This is a genomic window from Priestia sp. YIM B13491, from assembly GCF_042787605.1.
In the GTDB taxonomy this organism is placed as follows: domain Bacteria; phylum Bacillota; class Bacilli; order Bacillales; family Bacillaceae_H; genus Priestia; species Priestia megaterium_E.
Genome location: NZ_JBHZOR010000002.1, coordinates 89,280 through 103,071, shown reverse-complemented (window position 1 = coordinate 103,071; position 13,792 = coordinate 89,280). Strand labels below are relative to the sequence as shown.

The following is a 13,792-nucleotide window of genomic DNA, read 5'->3' as shown; positions in this document are numbered from 1 at the left end:
CATCTCCTTGAAAAATTTACTGTATTAATACCATGTCCGAATCCACCAAAAACATACAAAAACTTATGGTTTTCTATCGAACGTTCATTCGTTAAAATAGAAGCAGGTGATGAAAATGAGAATACGAAAAAACTTACAAGAAGTAATGGATGTCTTGCAAACGAATCCATCGTATCAGAAAAATATTGTTCATTGGCATACAATCGAAGAGAAAGAAGCTAAAACTTCGCCATTTCCGGCTTCTTTGCATACGAAACTGCGGCAAGCACTTGAGAACCGAGGAATTGGTTCGCTTTATACGCATCAAAAAACAGCGTTTGATTTGGCGACAGCTAAGAAGAATGTTGTGGCTGTGACGCCTACAGCATCGGGGAAAACATTGTGTTACAACTTGCCGGTACTTCAGAGTATCATGGAGAATGATCAAGCTAGAGCTCTTTATTTGTTTCCAACAAAAGCGCTTGCCCAAGATCAAAAAAGTGAATTAAATGAAATCATTGAAGAAATGGAAGTACCAATCAATAGCTACACGTATGATGGAGATACTCCGGCAAATATCCGTCAAAAGGTAAGAAAAGCAGGTCATATTGTTATTACGAATCCAGATATGCTTCATTCAGCTATTTTACCTCATCATACTAAATGGGTATCACTGTTTGAAAACCTGAAGTACATTGTGATCGATGAACTTCATACGTACCGCGGTGTTTTTGGAAGCCACGTAGCTAACGTTATACGCCGGTTAAAGCGAATTTGCCGCTACTATGGAAGCAATCCTATCTTTATTTGTACATCAGCGACCATCGCTAACCCAAAAGAACTTGCTGAGCATTTAACGGGAGCTCATGTTATGTTAGTAGATAACAACGGAGCGCCTAGCGGCCGCAAGCATTTTATTTTTTATAACCCGCCTATTGTTAATAAACCTTTAAACATTAGAAGAAGTGCTACCCTTGAAGTGCGAAATATTGCAGGAGAGTTTTTGAAAAATAAAATTCAAACGATTGTATTTGCACGAAGTCGAGTACGAGTGGAAATTATTTTAACGTATCTGCAGGAGCTCGTAAAAAACCAGCTTCAAAATAAGTCTATTCAAGGGTACCGCGGAGGATATTTGCCGAAGCAGCGACGCGAAATAGAAAGAGGACTTCGAGAGGGAAGTATTTACGGGGTAGTCAGTACGAATGCTTTAGAGCTAGGAGTGGATATCGGGCAGCTGCAGGTGTGTGTGATGACAGGTTATCCAGGCACGGTTGCAAGCGCTTGGCAGCAAGCAGGACGAGCAGGGAGACGTCACGGAGAAGCCGTCATTGTGATGGTCGCAAGTTCAAGTCCGCTTGATCAGTATATGATTCAGCATCCCGATTACTTTTTTAGCAGAAATCCAGAAACAGCTCGAATTAATCCTGATAATCTTGTTATTTTAGTCGATCATTTAAAATGCGCGTCCTATGAGCTGCCGTTTAAGCAGGGAGAAACATTTGATGGGGTAGAAATTGAAGACGTGCTGGAGTTTTTGCAAGAAGAGCGAGTGATTCATTTTAGCGGAGACAAATGGTACTGGATGAATGATTCGTTTCCAGCTCATAATATCAGTCTGCGCTCTGCATCCCAAGAAAATGTTGTCATCATTGATCAATCGGACGTTGCAAATGTGAAAGTAATTGGAGAAATGGATCGCTTTAGTGCCATGACGCTTCTTCATGATGAGGCGATTTACTTGCATCAAGGCATTCAGTATCAAGTAGAATACTTGGACTGGGATGAGAAAAAAGCGTATGTTCGTGAAGTCGATGTAGACTATTTCACCGATGCAAACTTAGCGGTTAACTTAAAGGTTCTAGAAGCTGATAAAGAACGAGTGGAAAGGACATATTCAATCGGTTACGGTGATGTAATGGTCAGCGCTATGGCTACGATATTTAAAAAAATAAAGTTTGAGACGCATGAAAACATAGGGTCAGGTCCCATTTCACTTCCGGAAGAAGAGCTTCATACAAATGCCGTGTGGCTAAGCTTTGAAAAAGAACAGTTTTACGAATCTGAAGAACGATTGGAACAAGCACTCATTTCCGTGGCAAATGCCATTCAGTCAATTGCACCGCTTATGGTGATGTGCGATCCGGCTGATTTACATGTAGTGCCTCAGATAAAAGCGGTGCACAACGAACAGCCGACTATCTTCTTATATGATCGATACCCGGGAGGCATTGGACTAAGTGATAAAGTATACGAACAAATGAATGATGTGCTAAATCAAACCAATCAATTAATTGTAAATTGTTCTTGCGAAAGCGGCTGTCCGTCTTGTATCGGTATGGAAGCACAGGGAGAACACGCAAAAAGCGATGCGCTCGTGCTGCTACAACAACTGCAAAGTAGGTGAACTCTTGTCTTTTAAAAATAAATTAAACCGTATGAAAAAGCATCTTCACGTTACAGAAGCAAAGCCGCCGGTTGAAAGTAACCCGCAGCGGCCTAAGAGCGCATCTATTCCCTATGAGCAGGAATGGAAGGGAAATCATGCTGTGCCTTACTTTGCGGAAGACAGCTACTGTATGATCAGAGAAGTGGTGTACCCGCTCGACTACAAACATGGACATTATGAATTTAATGAGCTAAAAAAAGTAGTGCAAGTATGGAATCGGTCTACAGTTGCCCATCCGCTTTCATCAAAAGGCCACACATATTCAGATTTATTTTTCTTTGATACGGAAACGACGGGGCTTAGTACAGGTACGGGAACGACTATCTTTTTGCTAGGATATGCAAGGGTGCTAAAAGATTCCGTCGTTTTTCGTCAGCATATATTAACGGAGCCAAGTGGAGAAGTAGCATTTTACGAAAGTTTTTTAAAAGAAGTAGACTATACGACGCTTGTGACTTATAATGGGAAATCTTTCGATTGGCCTCACGTGAAGACTCGCCATACGCTATTGAGAGATCATTTGCCCAAGCTGCCTAAGTTCGGTCACTTTGATTTGCTGCATGCGTCAAGAAGGCTGTGGAAACACAAAATGAGTTCGGTGAAGCTTGCGAATGTCGAAAAAGAAATACTTGGAATTGAACGAGTTGATGATATTCCAGGTTTTTTAGCTCCCATGATCTATTTTGATTTTATTGAAACGAAAAATCCAAGAGGCTTATTCGATATTATGAAACATAATGAACATGATATTTTATCGCTTATTACCTTATACATTCATTTATCAAAGCATCTCCTTACTAGTGAGGAGTTTACAGAGAAAGAAACATACGAAGTAGCAAGGTGGTATGAGCAGTTAGGGGAGAACAAGCACGCCTTCTCTCTTTATCAGGGCGTAGCAGAAAAAGAAAAAGAAGAGCATGAAAAAGCTCAGCTAGCGATGGCTTATCATTATAAAAAAGAGAAGAGTTGGAAAGAGGCAGTGGACATGTTTGAACCCTTGGTTCAAACATGTGAAGGTGACGTCGCTATAGAAGCATTGGTTGAGCTAGCTAAAATTTATGAGCATCGTCTCAAAGATGTTCATCAAGCACTTCTATATACTGAGCTAGCCTCGGAGAAGTGGAATCAACTCAGAGGAATGAATAAAAAAACGTCGAAGGAAGCACTTGAAAAAAGACTTCTTAGACTAAAAAATAAATCAGCTAAAGCATAGACTTCAGCTGATTTATTTTAAAAAATTCAGAATTATTATTCTTTTGTTTTTGTGGATGTTTTATATTGTTCTATTTTTCAGTCATTGATAAAATTAGTCAATGTAAGACTTATTCTTACAGCTTAAAAACAGAACTTTGGTGAGATGGAGAGAGGCCCCATGAAAAATGTGATTTTAGTATCATTTTTCGCATTAATTTGTTTAACAGTAATTGTCTTAAGCAGTTTGAAAAATTCGTATAACTCCTTTATGTAGGTCAAAAATAGGTGTTTGTCTTAGTACATGTACATTGCCCTTCACATATTGTAATAGTGTAATAACTAAACAGTGAAAGGGGAAAAAAGATATGTATCCAAGACCAACAAAATGTATGCCACCAATTGTGCATCCAACAAAATGCTGCACGCAGTTTACTTCTCAGGAGGTAGTAGTACCTCACATTCATCCAAGTCATAATACATTGGTGAATCATACAAATGTGAAGCACGTACATTACTTCCCGCAAACGCAATCTGTTGTAAATGAAACTTCAAATCAACAGTTTTTTGGCGGCGCGCAGCAATATCCAACTCAAGTAGGAGGAGCAGGCTATCCAGGTCAAGTGGCAGGAGCAGGCTACCCAGGTCAAGTAGCAGGTGCTGGTTATCCAGGTCAAATGGGAGGCTATCCAGGTCAAGTAGCAGGTGCTGGTTATCCAGGTCAAATGGGAGGCTATCCAGGTCAAGTGGCAGGAGCAGGCTACCCAGGTCAAGTAGCAGGTGCTAGTTATCCGGGACACAAAGGTTGCGGCCAAGGAAGCTGTCATACAAAAGGCGCGCATCAAGGACCAAATTCAGGGTATTTTAGATAATGTACGCTAATAGGAGCTGATTTCATCAGTTCCTATTCTATTTTGTTATAAAGGAGTTATATAATGAAGGTGCTAACAGTTACCGGTTATAAGCCATTCGAACTTGGCATTTTTAATGAAAAACATCAAGGTATTACATATATAAAAAAAGCACTCTATAAAAAATTACAGGAATTAGCAGAAGATGGATTAGAATGGGTATTGATTAGTGGCCAGCTAGGAGTAGAAATTTGGGCAGCAGAAGTGGTATTTGATCTTCAGCTCGATTATCCCGAGCTTCAGTTAGCTGTTTTAACACCGTTTTTGGAGCAAGAAGAAAAATGGAATGACGTGAATAAAGAATTGTATGAATTCGTCTTAAGTCAAGCAGATTATGTAGATAGCATTACAAAAAAGAAATATGAAAGTCCAGCACAGTTTCGGTTGAAAAATCAATTTTTAGTAGAAAAAAGTGAAGGTATTTGTTTAGTTTACGATGAAGAGCACGAAGGAAGTCCCAAATATATGTTAGAAACGGCTAAAAAACGTGCTGAACGAGAAGAATACCCTATTATAATGGTGACGTCTCATGACTTACAGGATATCGTGGATGAAGAAAAATTTTCGTCTTTTTAACGCCACTTGGCGAAACATTTTAAAAGATAAATTGACATTTGAAGCTATTTTTGAAAAAATGAATTATAATAAAGATAAGGTTTATCGTATTCGAGGTGATAGAGATGTTAGCTGATAAAATCCGTTTAACGGCCAAAGAAATTTTAGAAAAAGAATTTAAAACAGGCATGAGAGGCTATAATCAAGAAGAAGTAGATAAGTATCTAGATTCTGTTATTAAAGATTATGAAGCATTTCATGAAGAAATTGAAGCATTACAAACTGAAAATTTACGCTTAAAAAAGCAAGTAGAAGAATTATCTAAAAAGCCGCAACAACCTTCGTTTACCCCGCCGCCGGCTCAACAGCAGCAGCAAGCGGGTACGACAAACTTTGATATTTTAAAACGTTTGTCGAACTTAGAAAAACATGTGTTTGGAAGTAAATTATACGAATAACCTAAAAATAGGAGTTGCATTCAACTCCTATTTTTATTATACTAAGGAAAGTCGTTATCAATAACGTTCGGGTAATTGCTGCATCACATATGAGGATGTAGAGGAAAGTCCATGCTCGCACAGACTGCGATGTCTGTAGTGTTCGTGCCTAGCGAAGTCATAAGCTAGGGTAGCTGTTAAAAGCTAACGGCGGGGAAAAAGCCTAAGTCTTTTTAAGATATGGCTTGACTACTCTGAAAGTGCCACAGTGACGAAGTCTTATCAGAAATGATAAGAGTGGAACGAGGTAAACCCCTCGAGCGAGAAACCCAAATAATGGTAGGGGAACTTTCTGGAAGGAACTGAACGGAAGGAAGGACAAAATGGTTACATTTTGTAGATAGATAATTGCCACCGGAGTACGAGGTAGCTAGCCGCTTGCAGTACAATGGTACAAAACATGGCTTACAGAACGTTATTGAAAAGCAATCGACACTTGTTGTTACACACTATATTTTAATCCAACCCAGCTCTTCGTATAACGGAAGAGCTTTTTTTATGTCAAAATGACAGCTTATCATAAGCTGTCATTTTTTTGTACAACCAGACTGAGCTTGTTGTCAGCCTCAGGTCTTAGGAGAAAATAAAGCTTTAGCTCGTTTTGAAAAAACGTCATAATCCTTAAACTAAGTATATAGATAAGCGAAAGGAGGAGACAAAATGAAAAAAGTTGGTTTGTTTTTGATTGGAGCGGTAGCTGCTATCGTTCTTCTTGCAAATGCCGGTCCGATGGTAGGACTTGCACTTGGCTTAGTTATTTTGTACGTAGCATTTAAAGGGTTTGTTAAAGCAGAGACCCCCTTTAAAAAATGGCTCTGGGGGTTTATAGGTGTTGTCGTACTCTTAACAACTGTTTCAAATCTCCCGGCCCTTGCTGGTATCATCGCAGCAGTCGTACTTTACATTGTATATAAAAAATGGAACAGCAGCAGCCCTATAAAAACGGAAAAAGAAGATCCGTTTAAGCATTTTGAACGTCAGTGGGCTGATTTAAATCAAAAATAATGAAAGTTTACTTTATTATCTAAGGAGATGAACAAAATGAGAAACTTATTTACTCGAATGAAAGAAACGATTTCTGCAGACCTTCATCAATTACTTGATCACAAAGAACAAAAAAATCCAATTGCTGCACTAAACCACTATTTGCGTCAATGCGAGCAGGAGACCGAAAAGGTAAGGCAGCTTGTTGAGCGACAGCACACGTTAAAAGAACAGTTTAATCGCGAATACCATCTGGCCCTTGACATGATGAAAAAACGTCATGAGCAAGCACAAGTAGCACAAGCAGCTGAAGAAACGGAATTACATGAATTTATTTTAAAAGAACATGCTCACTACGAAGAGAGAGCAAAGCGTGTAAAAGAATCTTATGAAGATACATCCAAGCAGTTAGAAGAGCTTGAACAAAAGTATGAAGAAATGAAGCATAAGGTAAAAGATATGCATATTCGCCGCATGGAACTAATGGGACGCGAAAATATTGCTCGTGCGCATCATCGTATGAATTCAGTAATGAAAACAGAAGCATCTTATACGTCCTACAGCCAGTTTGACGAAATGGAAACCTATATTGACCAGCTTGAAAATCAAATTAATACAAATTACTATAGACAAACGGTAGACAGCAAGATTGCTGAATTAGAAAAAAGAGTAAAATCATCGTAAAAAATCAGTGTTTCTGCATAAAACATGGTATTCTAAAAAAGGCGTAGGTTTCTGCGTCTTTTTAAGGTGAGAGAATAGATACCTGCAGCATCCAAAGAACGCTATGTCATCTACGAGGAGAAGGGAGAGAGAGCTGTGCAAAGCGTAAACAAAACAGAATCTCTTATGTTCATTTTTATTTGCAGTTTATTTGTCCTGTTTATTGAAATTATGTTTTTTCACAGCGGCTTGATCTTTTCTGTATTAATTGCCGGTGCGTTCATGTATATTGGGCGAAAAAAAATGAGAAGAAAACTAGGGCGCATTTTATTTTGGATTGGCGTTATTGGACTTGTGTTGAATATATTTAATACGGTTGCCTTTAAGTTTTTAGTTATTGCTCTTTTTCTGTATTTTTTACTTAGATTTATTCAATCAAGAAAGCATCCGGTTGAATTCAGACCAACTGACCAATTTACCCAGCAGCCAAACCAAAGTTTGGTGCAGGTCCGCCCGGTTTTGACGAATAAACTTCTTGGTAGTCAAAGAACTGAAGACTCCGTATACGAATGGGATGATATTAATATTCAAAGCGTATGGGGAGACATTGTGGTTGATTTAAGCAATACCGTTCTGCCAAAAGGCGATGCGGTTATTTTTATTCGTCAGGTGTTTGGAAATATTAAAGTGCTCATTCCTTACGAAACGGAAGTATCTGTGAATCATTCTAAACTAGCAGGAAACGTAACGGTTTTTGGACATCAGCGCGGCTTTTCGTTCAATGAAAATTTGTCTATCAAAACAGAGGAATTTGATCAATCTGCTCATAGGGTGAAGATTGTTACAACTGTTGTGATTGGAGATTTAGAGGTGCAAAGGATATGAGTATTCTTCAACGGCAGTTATTATGGGGGATTTTCTTAAGTTTTTTTGTATTTGTATCCGTGCTCCTTACCGTGTTTTTTGCATATCCTGTTTTTCAACTTAGCGACTTATGGAAAACAAGCGTATTTGGCATGCCTTTTGTGCTGTTTTCCTTCAGTTTAAGCCTGACGATTGGAAGCGTGATTGGAGGAATCATGGGGTTTATGTGGAGACAGCAGTGGACATATGTTGAAAACCGATTATATGAAATAGAAAATGGCCATCGGCATATGTCGGCAAATGAACCGTTTATTCAAGAAACGTCTCGAATTATAAGCCGTTTAAATAAAGTAGATCATAAAATGATTCTTCAAGCACAGCAATCTCAAAAGATGGCAACGGAAAAAGTGGAAAATCAGCAAAAGCAAGTGCAAGAAATTGTTTCTCAGGAACGAAATCGGCTTGGTAGAGAATTGCATGACTCCGTTAGTCAGCAGCTATTTGCCGCTTCGATGCTTATGTCTGCTATTACGGAATCCAATCTTACGCTGCAAGATTCTGAAGCTAAGCAATTAAAGATGGTTGAAAAAATGATTAATCAATCACAGCTTGAAATGAGGGCTTTGCTTCTTCATCTTCGTCCTGCAGCATTAAAAGGAAAATCGCTACAGGCCGGAATGAAAGAACTGATGAATGAGCTTGCTCAAAAAGTACCGCTTGAATTAAATTGGAAAATAGAAGGTTTTGAACTTGATAAAGGCATTGAAGACCACTTGTTTAGGATTTTGCAAGAATCCGTATCAAATACGCTGCGTCATGCCAATGCAACAGCTTTAGATGTGCTGCTGATTAAACGTGACTTTTCCATTATTTTACGTATCGTTGATAACGGAGTTGGTTTTGATGTAGAAAAGGAAAAAGTCGGATCGTACGGCCTGCAAAATATGTACGAACGCGCAGTTGAAATTGGAGGCCTATTAAAAATTATTAGTTTGCCCGACAAAGGAACAAAGCTAGAAGTGAAAGTACCGTTAGTAGAAAGAGAGGAGAAGCAAAATGATTAATGTACTGTTAGTAGATGATCATGAAATGGTTCGTATTGGCGTAGGAGCGTATTTGTCGGCTCAAGCAGACATTCATGTGATAGCTGAAGCAGCAAATGGCCAACAGGCCGTTGAATTAGGGCTTCAGCTGCGCCCGGATATTATTTTAATGGATTTAGTCATGGAAGAAATGGACGGGATTGAAGCAACAAAACAACTGATTAAGCAGTGGCCAGAAGCGAAAGTGATCATTGTCACTAGCTTTCTAGATGACGAAAAAGTATATCCCGCTCTAGAGGCAGGGGCAACAAGCTACTTATTAAAAACGTCTAAAGCAGGAGAAATTGCAGCTGCTATTCGCCGTACATATGAGGGGCAATCTGTATTAGAGCCCGAAGTAACCGGTAAAATGATGTCTAAAATGAGAAAACCGTCGTTACCTCATGAAGAACTGACAGCTCGTGAAATGGAAATTTTACTGCTAATGACACAAGGCAAAACAAATCAAGAAATTGCAGACGAATTATTTATTGCGCTAAAGACGGTAAAAACACATGTGAGCAATTTATTAAGTAAGCTGGATGTACAGGACCGGACTCAAGCCGTCATCTATGCCTTTAAACACAAATTAGCGCAGTGAGAATCGTTATTCAAAAGAGAATAACGATTTTTTTTGTGAAAAACCTATTTTTTTGCATGTATTCATTATAAAATAGCGATATGCGTAAAGGCGAACGCTTACGTAAAAGCACTATTTTGAGGGGTTGAGCACATGGAAAAGAAATGGTGGAAAGAAGCTGTTGCGTATCAAATCTATCCGCGAAGCTTCATGGATTCAAACGGCGATGGAATTGGTGACATTCAAGGGGTTATTTCAAAATTAGACTATTTATCTGATCTTGGAATTGATGTCATTTGGATTTGCCCGATTTATCAGTCTCCTAACGACGATAATGGCTACGATATCAGTGATTATAAAGATATTATGAAAGATTTCGGAACAATGGAAGACTTTGATGAGCTGCTAGATGAAGTTCACCATCGCGGAATGAAGCTGATTATGGATTTAGTTATTAATCATACTTCAGATGAACACCCTTGGTTTTTAGAATCCAGGTCTTCTAAAGAGAATCCATATCGTGATTATTATATTTGGCACGAAGGTAAAGATGGCAAAGAGCCAAACAACTGGGAATCTATTTTTAGCGGATCAGCTTGGGAGTTCGACGAAAAGACAAAAGAATATTACATGCACGTATTTTCTAAAAAACAGCCCGATTTAAACTGGGAAAACGAAAAAGTACGTCATGAGCTTTATGAAATGGTTAACTGGTGGTTAGATAAAGGAATTGACGGCTTTCGTGTAGATGCTATTTCGCATATTAAGAAAGTGGCCGGCTTCCCAGATCTACCGAACCCTGAAAAGCTAGATTATGTGCCATCGTTTGAAGGACATATGAATCGACCGGGAATTCAAGAACATTTAAAAGAGCTAAAAGAAAATACGTTTGCCAAATACGATATTATGACGGTTGGAGAGGCAAATGGTGTAACATCGAACAGCGCGGATGAGTGGGTAGCTGAAGATGGCGGAAACTTCAATATGATTTTTCAGTTCGAGCATATGGGACTGTGGGATAAAGGAGAAGAAAAACCGCTTGATTTAATCGAGTTAAAAACGATTTTAACTAATTGGCAAAATGGTTTAGAAAAAATCAACGGCTGGAACGCTTTATATTTAGAAAATCATGACCAAATTCGTTCTGTAAATAAATTCGGCAGCGTAGCTTACCGAGTGGAAAGTGCAAAGTGCTTAGCTGCACTATACTTTTTAATGAAAGGAACACCGTTTATTTATCAAGGACAAGAACTTGGAATGACCAATGTTAAGTTCGATTCTATTGACGATTATGATGATGTTGGTATGATTAACTACTACCGTATTCAGCGTGAAAAAGGCGATTCACATGACGAAATTATGAAAGTGATTTGGGAAACAGGCCGCGATAATTCAAGAACGCCAATGCAGTGGAATACAGAAAGAAATGCAGGATTTTCTACTGGTACACCTTGGATGAAGGTGAATCCAAATTACGTAGATATTAACGTAGAAGAGCAGAAAAGTGATAAGAATTCGGTACTGAATTTTTACAAACAGCTCATTAAAATTAGAAAACAGCATGATGTGCTGGTGTATGGAACTTATAAGCTGTTGGCAGAAGAAGATACCGCTATTTACGCGTATACGCGAACATTAGAAGGTAAAACTGCTGTTGTTATTTGTAATATGTCACCGAAAAATCAAACGTTCGAGTTTCCTTCAGAGAGCGCATTTACAAACAGAGAAGTGCTGATTCATAATTATCCGTTGGATATAAACGAAACGCTTGAAAAATGTACGCTGCACCCATATGAAACACGTGTATACTTACTTTCATAAACAAGTTGAGCAACCGATTGCGCAACTTTAAAGTGAAAAGCTTTTAAAAACGCATTTATCTGCGACATAGGTGAAGAAACTGCTGGCTCTGTCAAGAGCCAGCAGTTTTTGTATTTTAATAAAAAGACGGAGAAAGCTTTGACTACGGCGCATGTATATGGTACTTTTACACTTAGTGTAGATAATTAGAAACAAAATGAGGTTGAAAAATGGCGAAATATAAAATTATTGCAACAGCAGCAATGGGAATTGAAGCACTGGTCGCTAAAGAAGTGCGTGCTTTAGGATATGAATGTGAAGTAGATAATGGCAAGGTTATCTTTGAAGGAGACGAGCTCGCAATTGCTCGCTGCAATTTATGGCTTCGTACAGCAGATCGAATTAAAGTGCAGGTTGGACAGTTCAAAGCTCGTACGTTTGATGAGCTTTTTGAACAAACAAAAGCATTAAATTGGGGAGATTACTTGCCCGTAGATGCACAGTTTCCTGTATCGGGAAAATCAGTTAAATCTAAATTGTTCAGCGTATCAGATTGTCAAAGCATTGTGAAAAAAGCAATTGTTGACAGCATGAAAAAACATTATAACAAAACAACAGGCTGGCTCGAAGAAACAGGGTCAACGTTTAAAATTGAAGTAGCGCTATTAAAAGATGTTGCTACATTAACAATTGACGCAAGCGGTGCAGGACTTCATAAGCGCGGTTACCGCGTAGGACAAGGGGAAGCTCCTTTAAAAGAAACGCTGGCAGCGGCTTTGATTATGCTAACACCGTGGAATGCGGATCGCCCGTTTGTCGATGTTTTTTGCGGTTCTGGTACAATTGCTATCGAAGCAGCGCTTATCGGTCAAAATATCGCACCAGGGTTTAACCGTGACTTTTTATCAGAAGAGTGGCCGTGGATGTCAGCAAGTATTTGGGACAAAGCGCGCGAAGAAGCAGAAGACTTAGCGAACTACGACCAAGTGCTAGATATTGCTGGTCATGATATTGACCATCGTATGGTAAAAGTAGCGGAGCAAAATGCATTTGAAGCTGGACTTGGAGATTTAATTCAATTTAAACAAATGCAAGTGCGCGATTTTACGACGCCGAAAGAATATGGAATCATTATTGGTAACCCTCCGTACGGCGAACGTTTAAGCGATCGTCCTTCTGTTGAAAAAATGTACGCTGAAATGGGCGAAGCATTTTCTAAGCTTGATACGTGGTCGATTTATATGCTGACATCTCATGAACAATTTGAACAATACTACGGTAAAAAAGCAACGAAAAAACGCAAATTGTTTAACGGGTTTATTAAAACAGACTACTATCAATACTGGGGACCTCGTCCTCCACGCAACGATCAATAAATACAAAAGCCAAGCGGTGTAAAAACCAGCTTGGCTTTTTTACGTTATTTCTTTTTTAAACCCCGATAAGCTAGCATTCCAAACATGCCTATACCGAGCACGATAATTAATAAAATAAACCAAAACGTGGCATTAAGCAGGTATTTATATAGTCCGTCATAATAATCATGCATGTACTCACCCCATTGTGTTTTTTTATAGTATGGGCGAGTAGCGGGGCAATATATGTATTCATTTCTTTTTACTAGCAGGCTTAAAACGAGAAATGATCAGCTTATTTCTAACATATTTACGAAAGGGAAATCTCATACTAAAACCTAAGAGGTGATAAAATGAGAAAAAATCGATCAGCACGGATTTTTGGCGGGATGATGCTTCTTTCATGGTTAACCATCCCTTTTATAGGACGACAGCATATTAAGCGTTATTTATCATCTACTATGTTTATTTCCTTTTTGATTATGGTTGAAAGCTATATTGCTGAAAAAAAGAAGTGGTGGATATTCCCTCATCCTCCTCATCCATATCTAACAGGTGAAGCTGCTTTACTTTTAGGTCCATTTTTAGCAGGTTCTTTATGGATTAAAAAGTTCACATATGGCCATTTTGGAAGGTATATGTTATTAAATGCAATCGTAGATACATTTTTTGTTTATCCTTTTCAACGAGCTATGAGCCGTGCAAAGCTTTTTAGGGTAGGCACATTTAAAGAGTACCATTTGCTAGGTATCTTTCTGTTGAAAGCTGCTTTAATGTACGTTTACCAACATCTAGTAGTAGAGAAACCAAAACCTCAGCGTGCTTTAAAAAATAATCCTATAGAATAAAGGAGCAGGCAGGGAAGCGTGATTTTCTTGCCCG

At 38.7% G+C, this 13,792-nt stretch carries 14 protein-coding genes and 1 other RNA gene; 14 read left to right on the top strand and 1 reads right to left on the bottom strand.

The genetic code is table 11. From position 1 onward, the window contains the following. Nucleotides 1-115: 115 nt before the first annotated feature. The 13 genes from ACFX4E_RS06690 (at nucleotide 116) to ACFX4E_RS06630 (ending at nucleotide 12,931) form a co-directional block, all read left to right on the top strand. On the top strand, nucleotides 116-2,386 hold the full coding sequence (locus ACFX4E_RS06690; RefSeq protein ID WP_028407986.1) for a DEAD/DEAH box helicase: 2,271 nt from the start codon (nucleotides 116-118) through the stop codon (nucleotides 2,384-2,386). Between the two features lie 4 nt (nucleotides 2,387-2,390). Continuing rightward, entirely contained in the window at nucleotides 2,391-3,641 is a 1,251-nt protein-coding gene (locus ACFX4E_RS06685; RefSeq protein WP_377237720.1) for a ribonuclease H-like domain-containing protein, read from the top strand. Between the two features lie 346 nt (nucleotides 3,642-3,987). After that, nucleotides 3,988-4,491 (top strand): spore coat protein, encoded by a 504-nt coding sequence (locus ACFX4E_RS06680; protein ID WP_098248337.1) that lies wholly within the window; start codon nucleotides 3,988-3,990, stop codon nucleotides 4,489-4,491. Nucleotides 4,492-4,554: 63 nt separating this feature from the next. After that, entirely contained in the window at nucleotides 4,555-5,106 is a 552-nt protein-coding gene (locus ACFX4E_RS06675; RefSeq protein ID WP_028407989.1) for an SLOG family protein, read from the top strand. A gap of 104 nt (nucleotides 5,107-5,210) precedes the next feature. Continuing rightward, the gene (gene gpsB / locus ACFX4E_RS06670) at nucleotides 5,211-5,543 is read left to right on the top strand and encodes a cell division regulator GpsB (RefSeq protein WP_013056140.1); all 333 of its coding nucleotides are present in this window, start codon (nucleotides 5,211-5,213) and stop codon (nucleotides 5,541-5,543) included. Between the two features lie 63 nt (nucleotides 5,544-5,606). Next, nucleotides 5,607-5,995: RNase P RNA component class B (gene rnpB, locus ACFX4E_RS06665), an RNA gene on the top strand. 247 nt (nucleotides 5,996-6,242) lie between these two features. Continuing rightward, entirely contained in the window at nucleotides 6,243-6,587 is a 345-nt protein-coding gene (locus tag ACFX4E_RS06660; RefSeq protein ID WP_014460940.1) for a lmo0954 family membrane protein, read from the top strand. A 36-nt stretch (nucleotides 6,588-6,623) separates the two neighbouring features. Then, entirely contained in the window at nucleotides 6,624-7,250 is a 627-nt protein-coding gene (locus ACFX4E_RS06655) for a PspA/IM30 family protein (RefSeq protein ID WP_098248336.1), read from the top strand. A gap of 135 nt (nucleotides 7,251-7,385) precedes the next feature. Continuing rightward, the gene (gene liaF, locus ACFX4E_RS06650; protein WP_028407991.1) at nucleotides 7,386-8,114 is read left to right on the top strand and encodes a cell wall-active antibiotics response protein LiaF; all 729 of its coding nucleotides are present in this window, start codon (nucleotides 7,386-7,388) and stop codon (nucleotides 8,112-8,114) included. Then, nucleotides 8,111-9,157, top strand: coding sequence for a sensor histidine kinase (locus ACFX4E_RS06645; RefSeq protein WP_377579623.1), 1,047 nt, complete (start codon nucleotides 8,111-8,113; stop codon nucleotides 9,155-9,157). The genes liaF and ACFX4E_RS06645 overlap by 4 nt, the downstream gene beginning before the upstream one ends. Beyond that, nucleotides 9,150-9,776, top strand: a complete 627-nt coding sequence (locus tag ACFX4E_RS06640; protein WP_013082360.1) for a response regulator — start codon at nucleotides 9,150-9,152, stop codon at nucleotides 9,774-9,776. Before ACFX4E_RS06645 ends, ACFX4E_RS06640 begins: the two co-directional genes overlap by 8 nt. Before the next feature lie 132 nt (nucleotides 9,777-9,908). Then, nucleotides 9,909-11,576 carry a glycoside hydrolase family 13 protein gene (locus ACFX4E_RS06635; RefSeq protein WP_377237726.1) on the top strand — a complete coding sequence of 556 codons (1,668 nt, stop codon included), beginning with the start codon at nucleotides 9,909-9,911 and terminating at the stop codon, nucleotides 11,574-11,576. 209 nt (nucleotides 11,577-11,785) lie between these two features. Then, nucleotides 11,786-12,931 carry a THUMP domain-containing class I SAM-dependent RNA methyltransferase gene (locus tag ACFX4E_RS06630; protein ID WP_013082362.1) on the top strand — a complete coding sequence of 382 codons (1,146 nt, stop codon included), beginning with the start codon at nucleotides 11,786-11,788 and terminating at the stop codon, nucleotides 12,929-12,931. 44 nt (nucleotides 12,932-12,975) lie between these two features. Here ACFX4E_RS06630 and ACFX4E_RS06625 read toward each other — a convergent pair whose 3' ends face one another. Next, on the bottom strand, nucleotides 12,976-13,104 hold the full coding sequence (locus tag ACFX4E_RS06625) for a hypothetical protein (RefSeq protein WP_255257670.1): 129 nt from the start codon (nucleotides 13,102-13,104) through the stop codon (nucleotides 12,976-12,978). 159 nt (nucleotides 13,105-13,263) lie between these two features. Here ACFX4E_RS06625 and ACFX4E_RS06620 point away from each other — a divergent pair, with 159 nt between their 5' ends. After that, on the top strand, nucleotides 13,264-13,758 hold the full coding sequence (locus tag ACFX4E_RS06620; protein WP_377237728.1) for a hypothetical protein: 495 nt from the start codon (nucleotides 13,264-13,266) through the stop codon (nucleotides 13,756-13,758). Nucleotides 13,759-13,792: the final 34 nt, after the last annotated feature.

Bases quoted from the DNA above. Each gene is read 5' to 3' on its own strand.
- ACFX4E_RS06690 (WP_028407986.1), top strand. From the start codon at position 116: ATGAGAATACGAAAAAACTTACAAGAAGTAATGGATGTCTTGCAAACG.
- ACFX4E_RS06680 (WP_098248337.1), top strand. From the start codon at position 3,988: ATGTATCCAAGACCAACAAAATGTATGCCACCAATTGTGCATCCAACA.
- ACFX4E_RS06675 (WP_028407989.1), top strand. From the start codon at position 4,555: ATGAAGGTGCTAACAGTTACCGGTTATAAGCCATTCGAACTTGGCATT.
- gpsB (WP_013056140.1), top strand. From the start codon at position 5,211: ATGTTAGCTGATAAAATCCGTTTAACGGCCAAAGAAATTTTAGAAAAA.
- ACFX4E_RS06660 (WP_014460940.1), top strand. From the start codon at position 6,243: ATGAAAAAAGTTGGTTTGTTTTTGATTGGAGCGGTAGCTGCTATCGTT.
- ACFX4E_RS06655 (WP_098248336.1), top strand. From the start codon at position 6,624: ATGAGAAACTTATTTACTCGAATGAAAGAAACGATTTCTGCAGACCTT.
- ACFX4E_RS06645 (WP_377579623.1), top strand. From the start codon at position 8,111: ATGAGTATTCTTCAACGGCAGTTATTATGGGGGATTTTCTTAAGTTTT.
- ACFX4E_RS06640 (WP_013082360.1), top strand. From the start codon at position 9,150: ATGATTAATGTACTGTTAGTAGATGATCATGAAATGGTTCGTATTGGC.
- ACFX4E_RS06635 (WP_377237726.1), top strand. From the start codon at position 9,909: ATGGAAAAGAAATGGTGGAAAGAAGCTGTTGCGTATCAAATCTATCCG.
- ACFX4E_RS06630 (WP_013082362.1), top strand. From the start codon at position 11,786: ATGGCGAAATATAAAATTATTGCAACAGCAGCAATGGGAATTGAAGCA.
- ACFX4E_RS06625 (WP_255257670.1), bottom strand. From the start codon at position 13,104: ATGCATGATTATTATGACGGACTATATAAATACCTGCTTAATGCCACG.
- ACFX4E_RS06620 (WP_377237728.1), top strand. From the start codon at position 13,264: ATGAGAAAAAATCGATCAGCACGGATTTTTGGCGGGATGATGCTTCTT.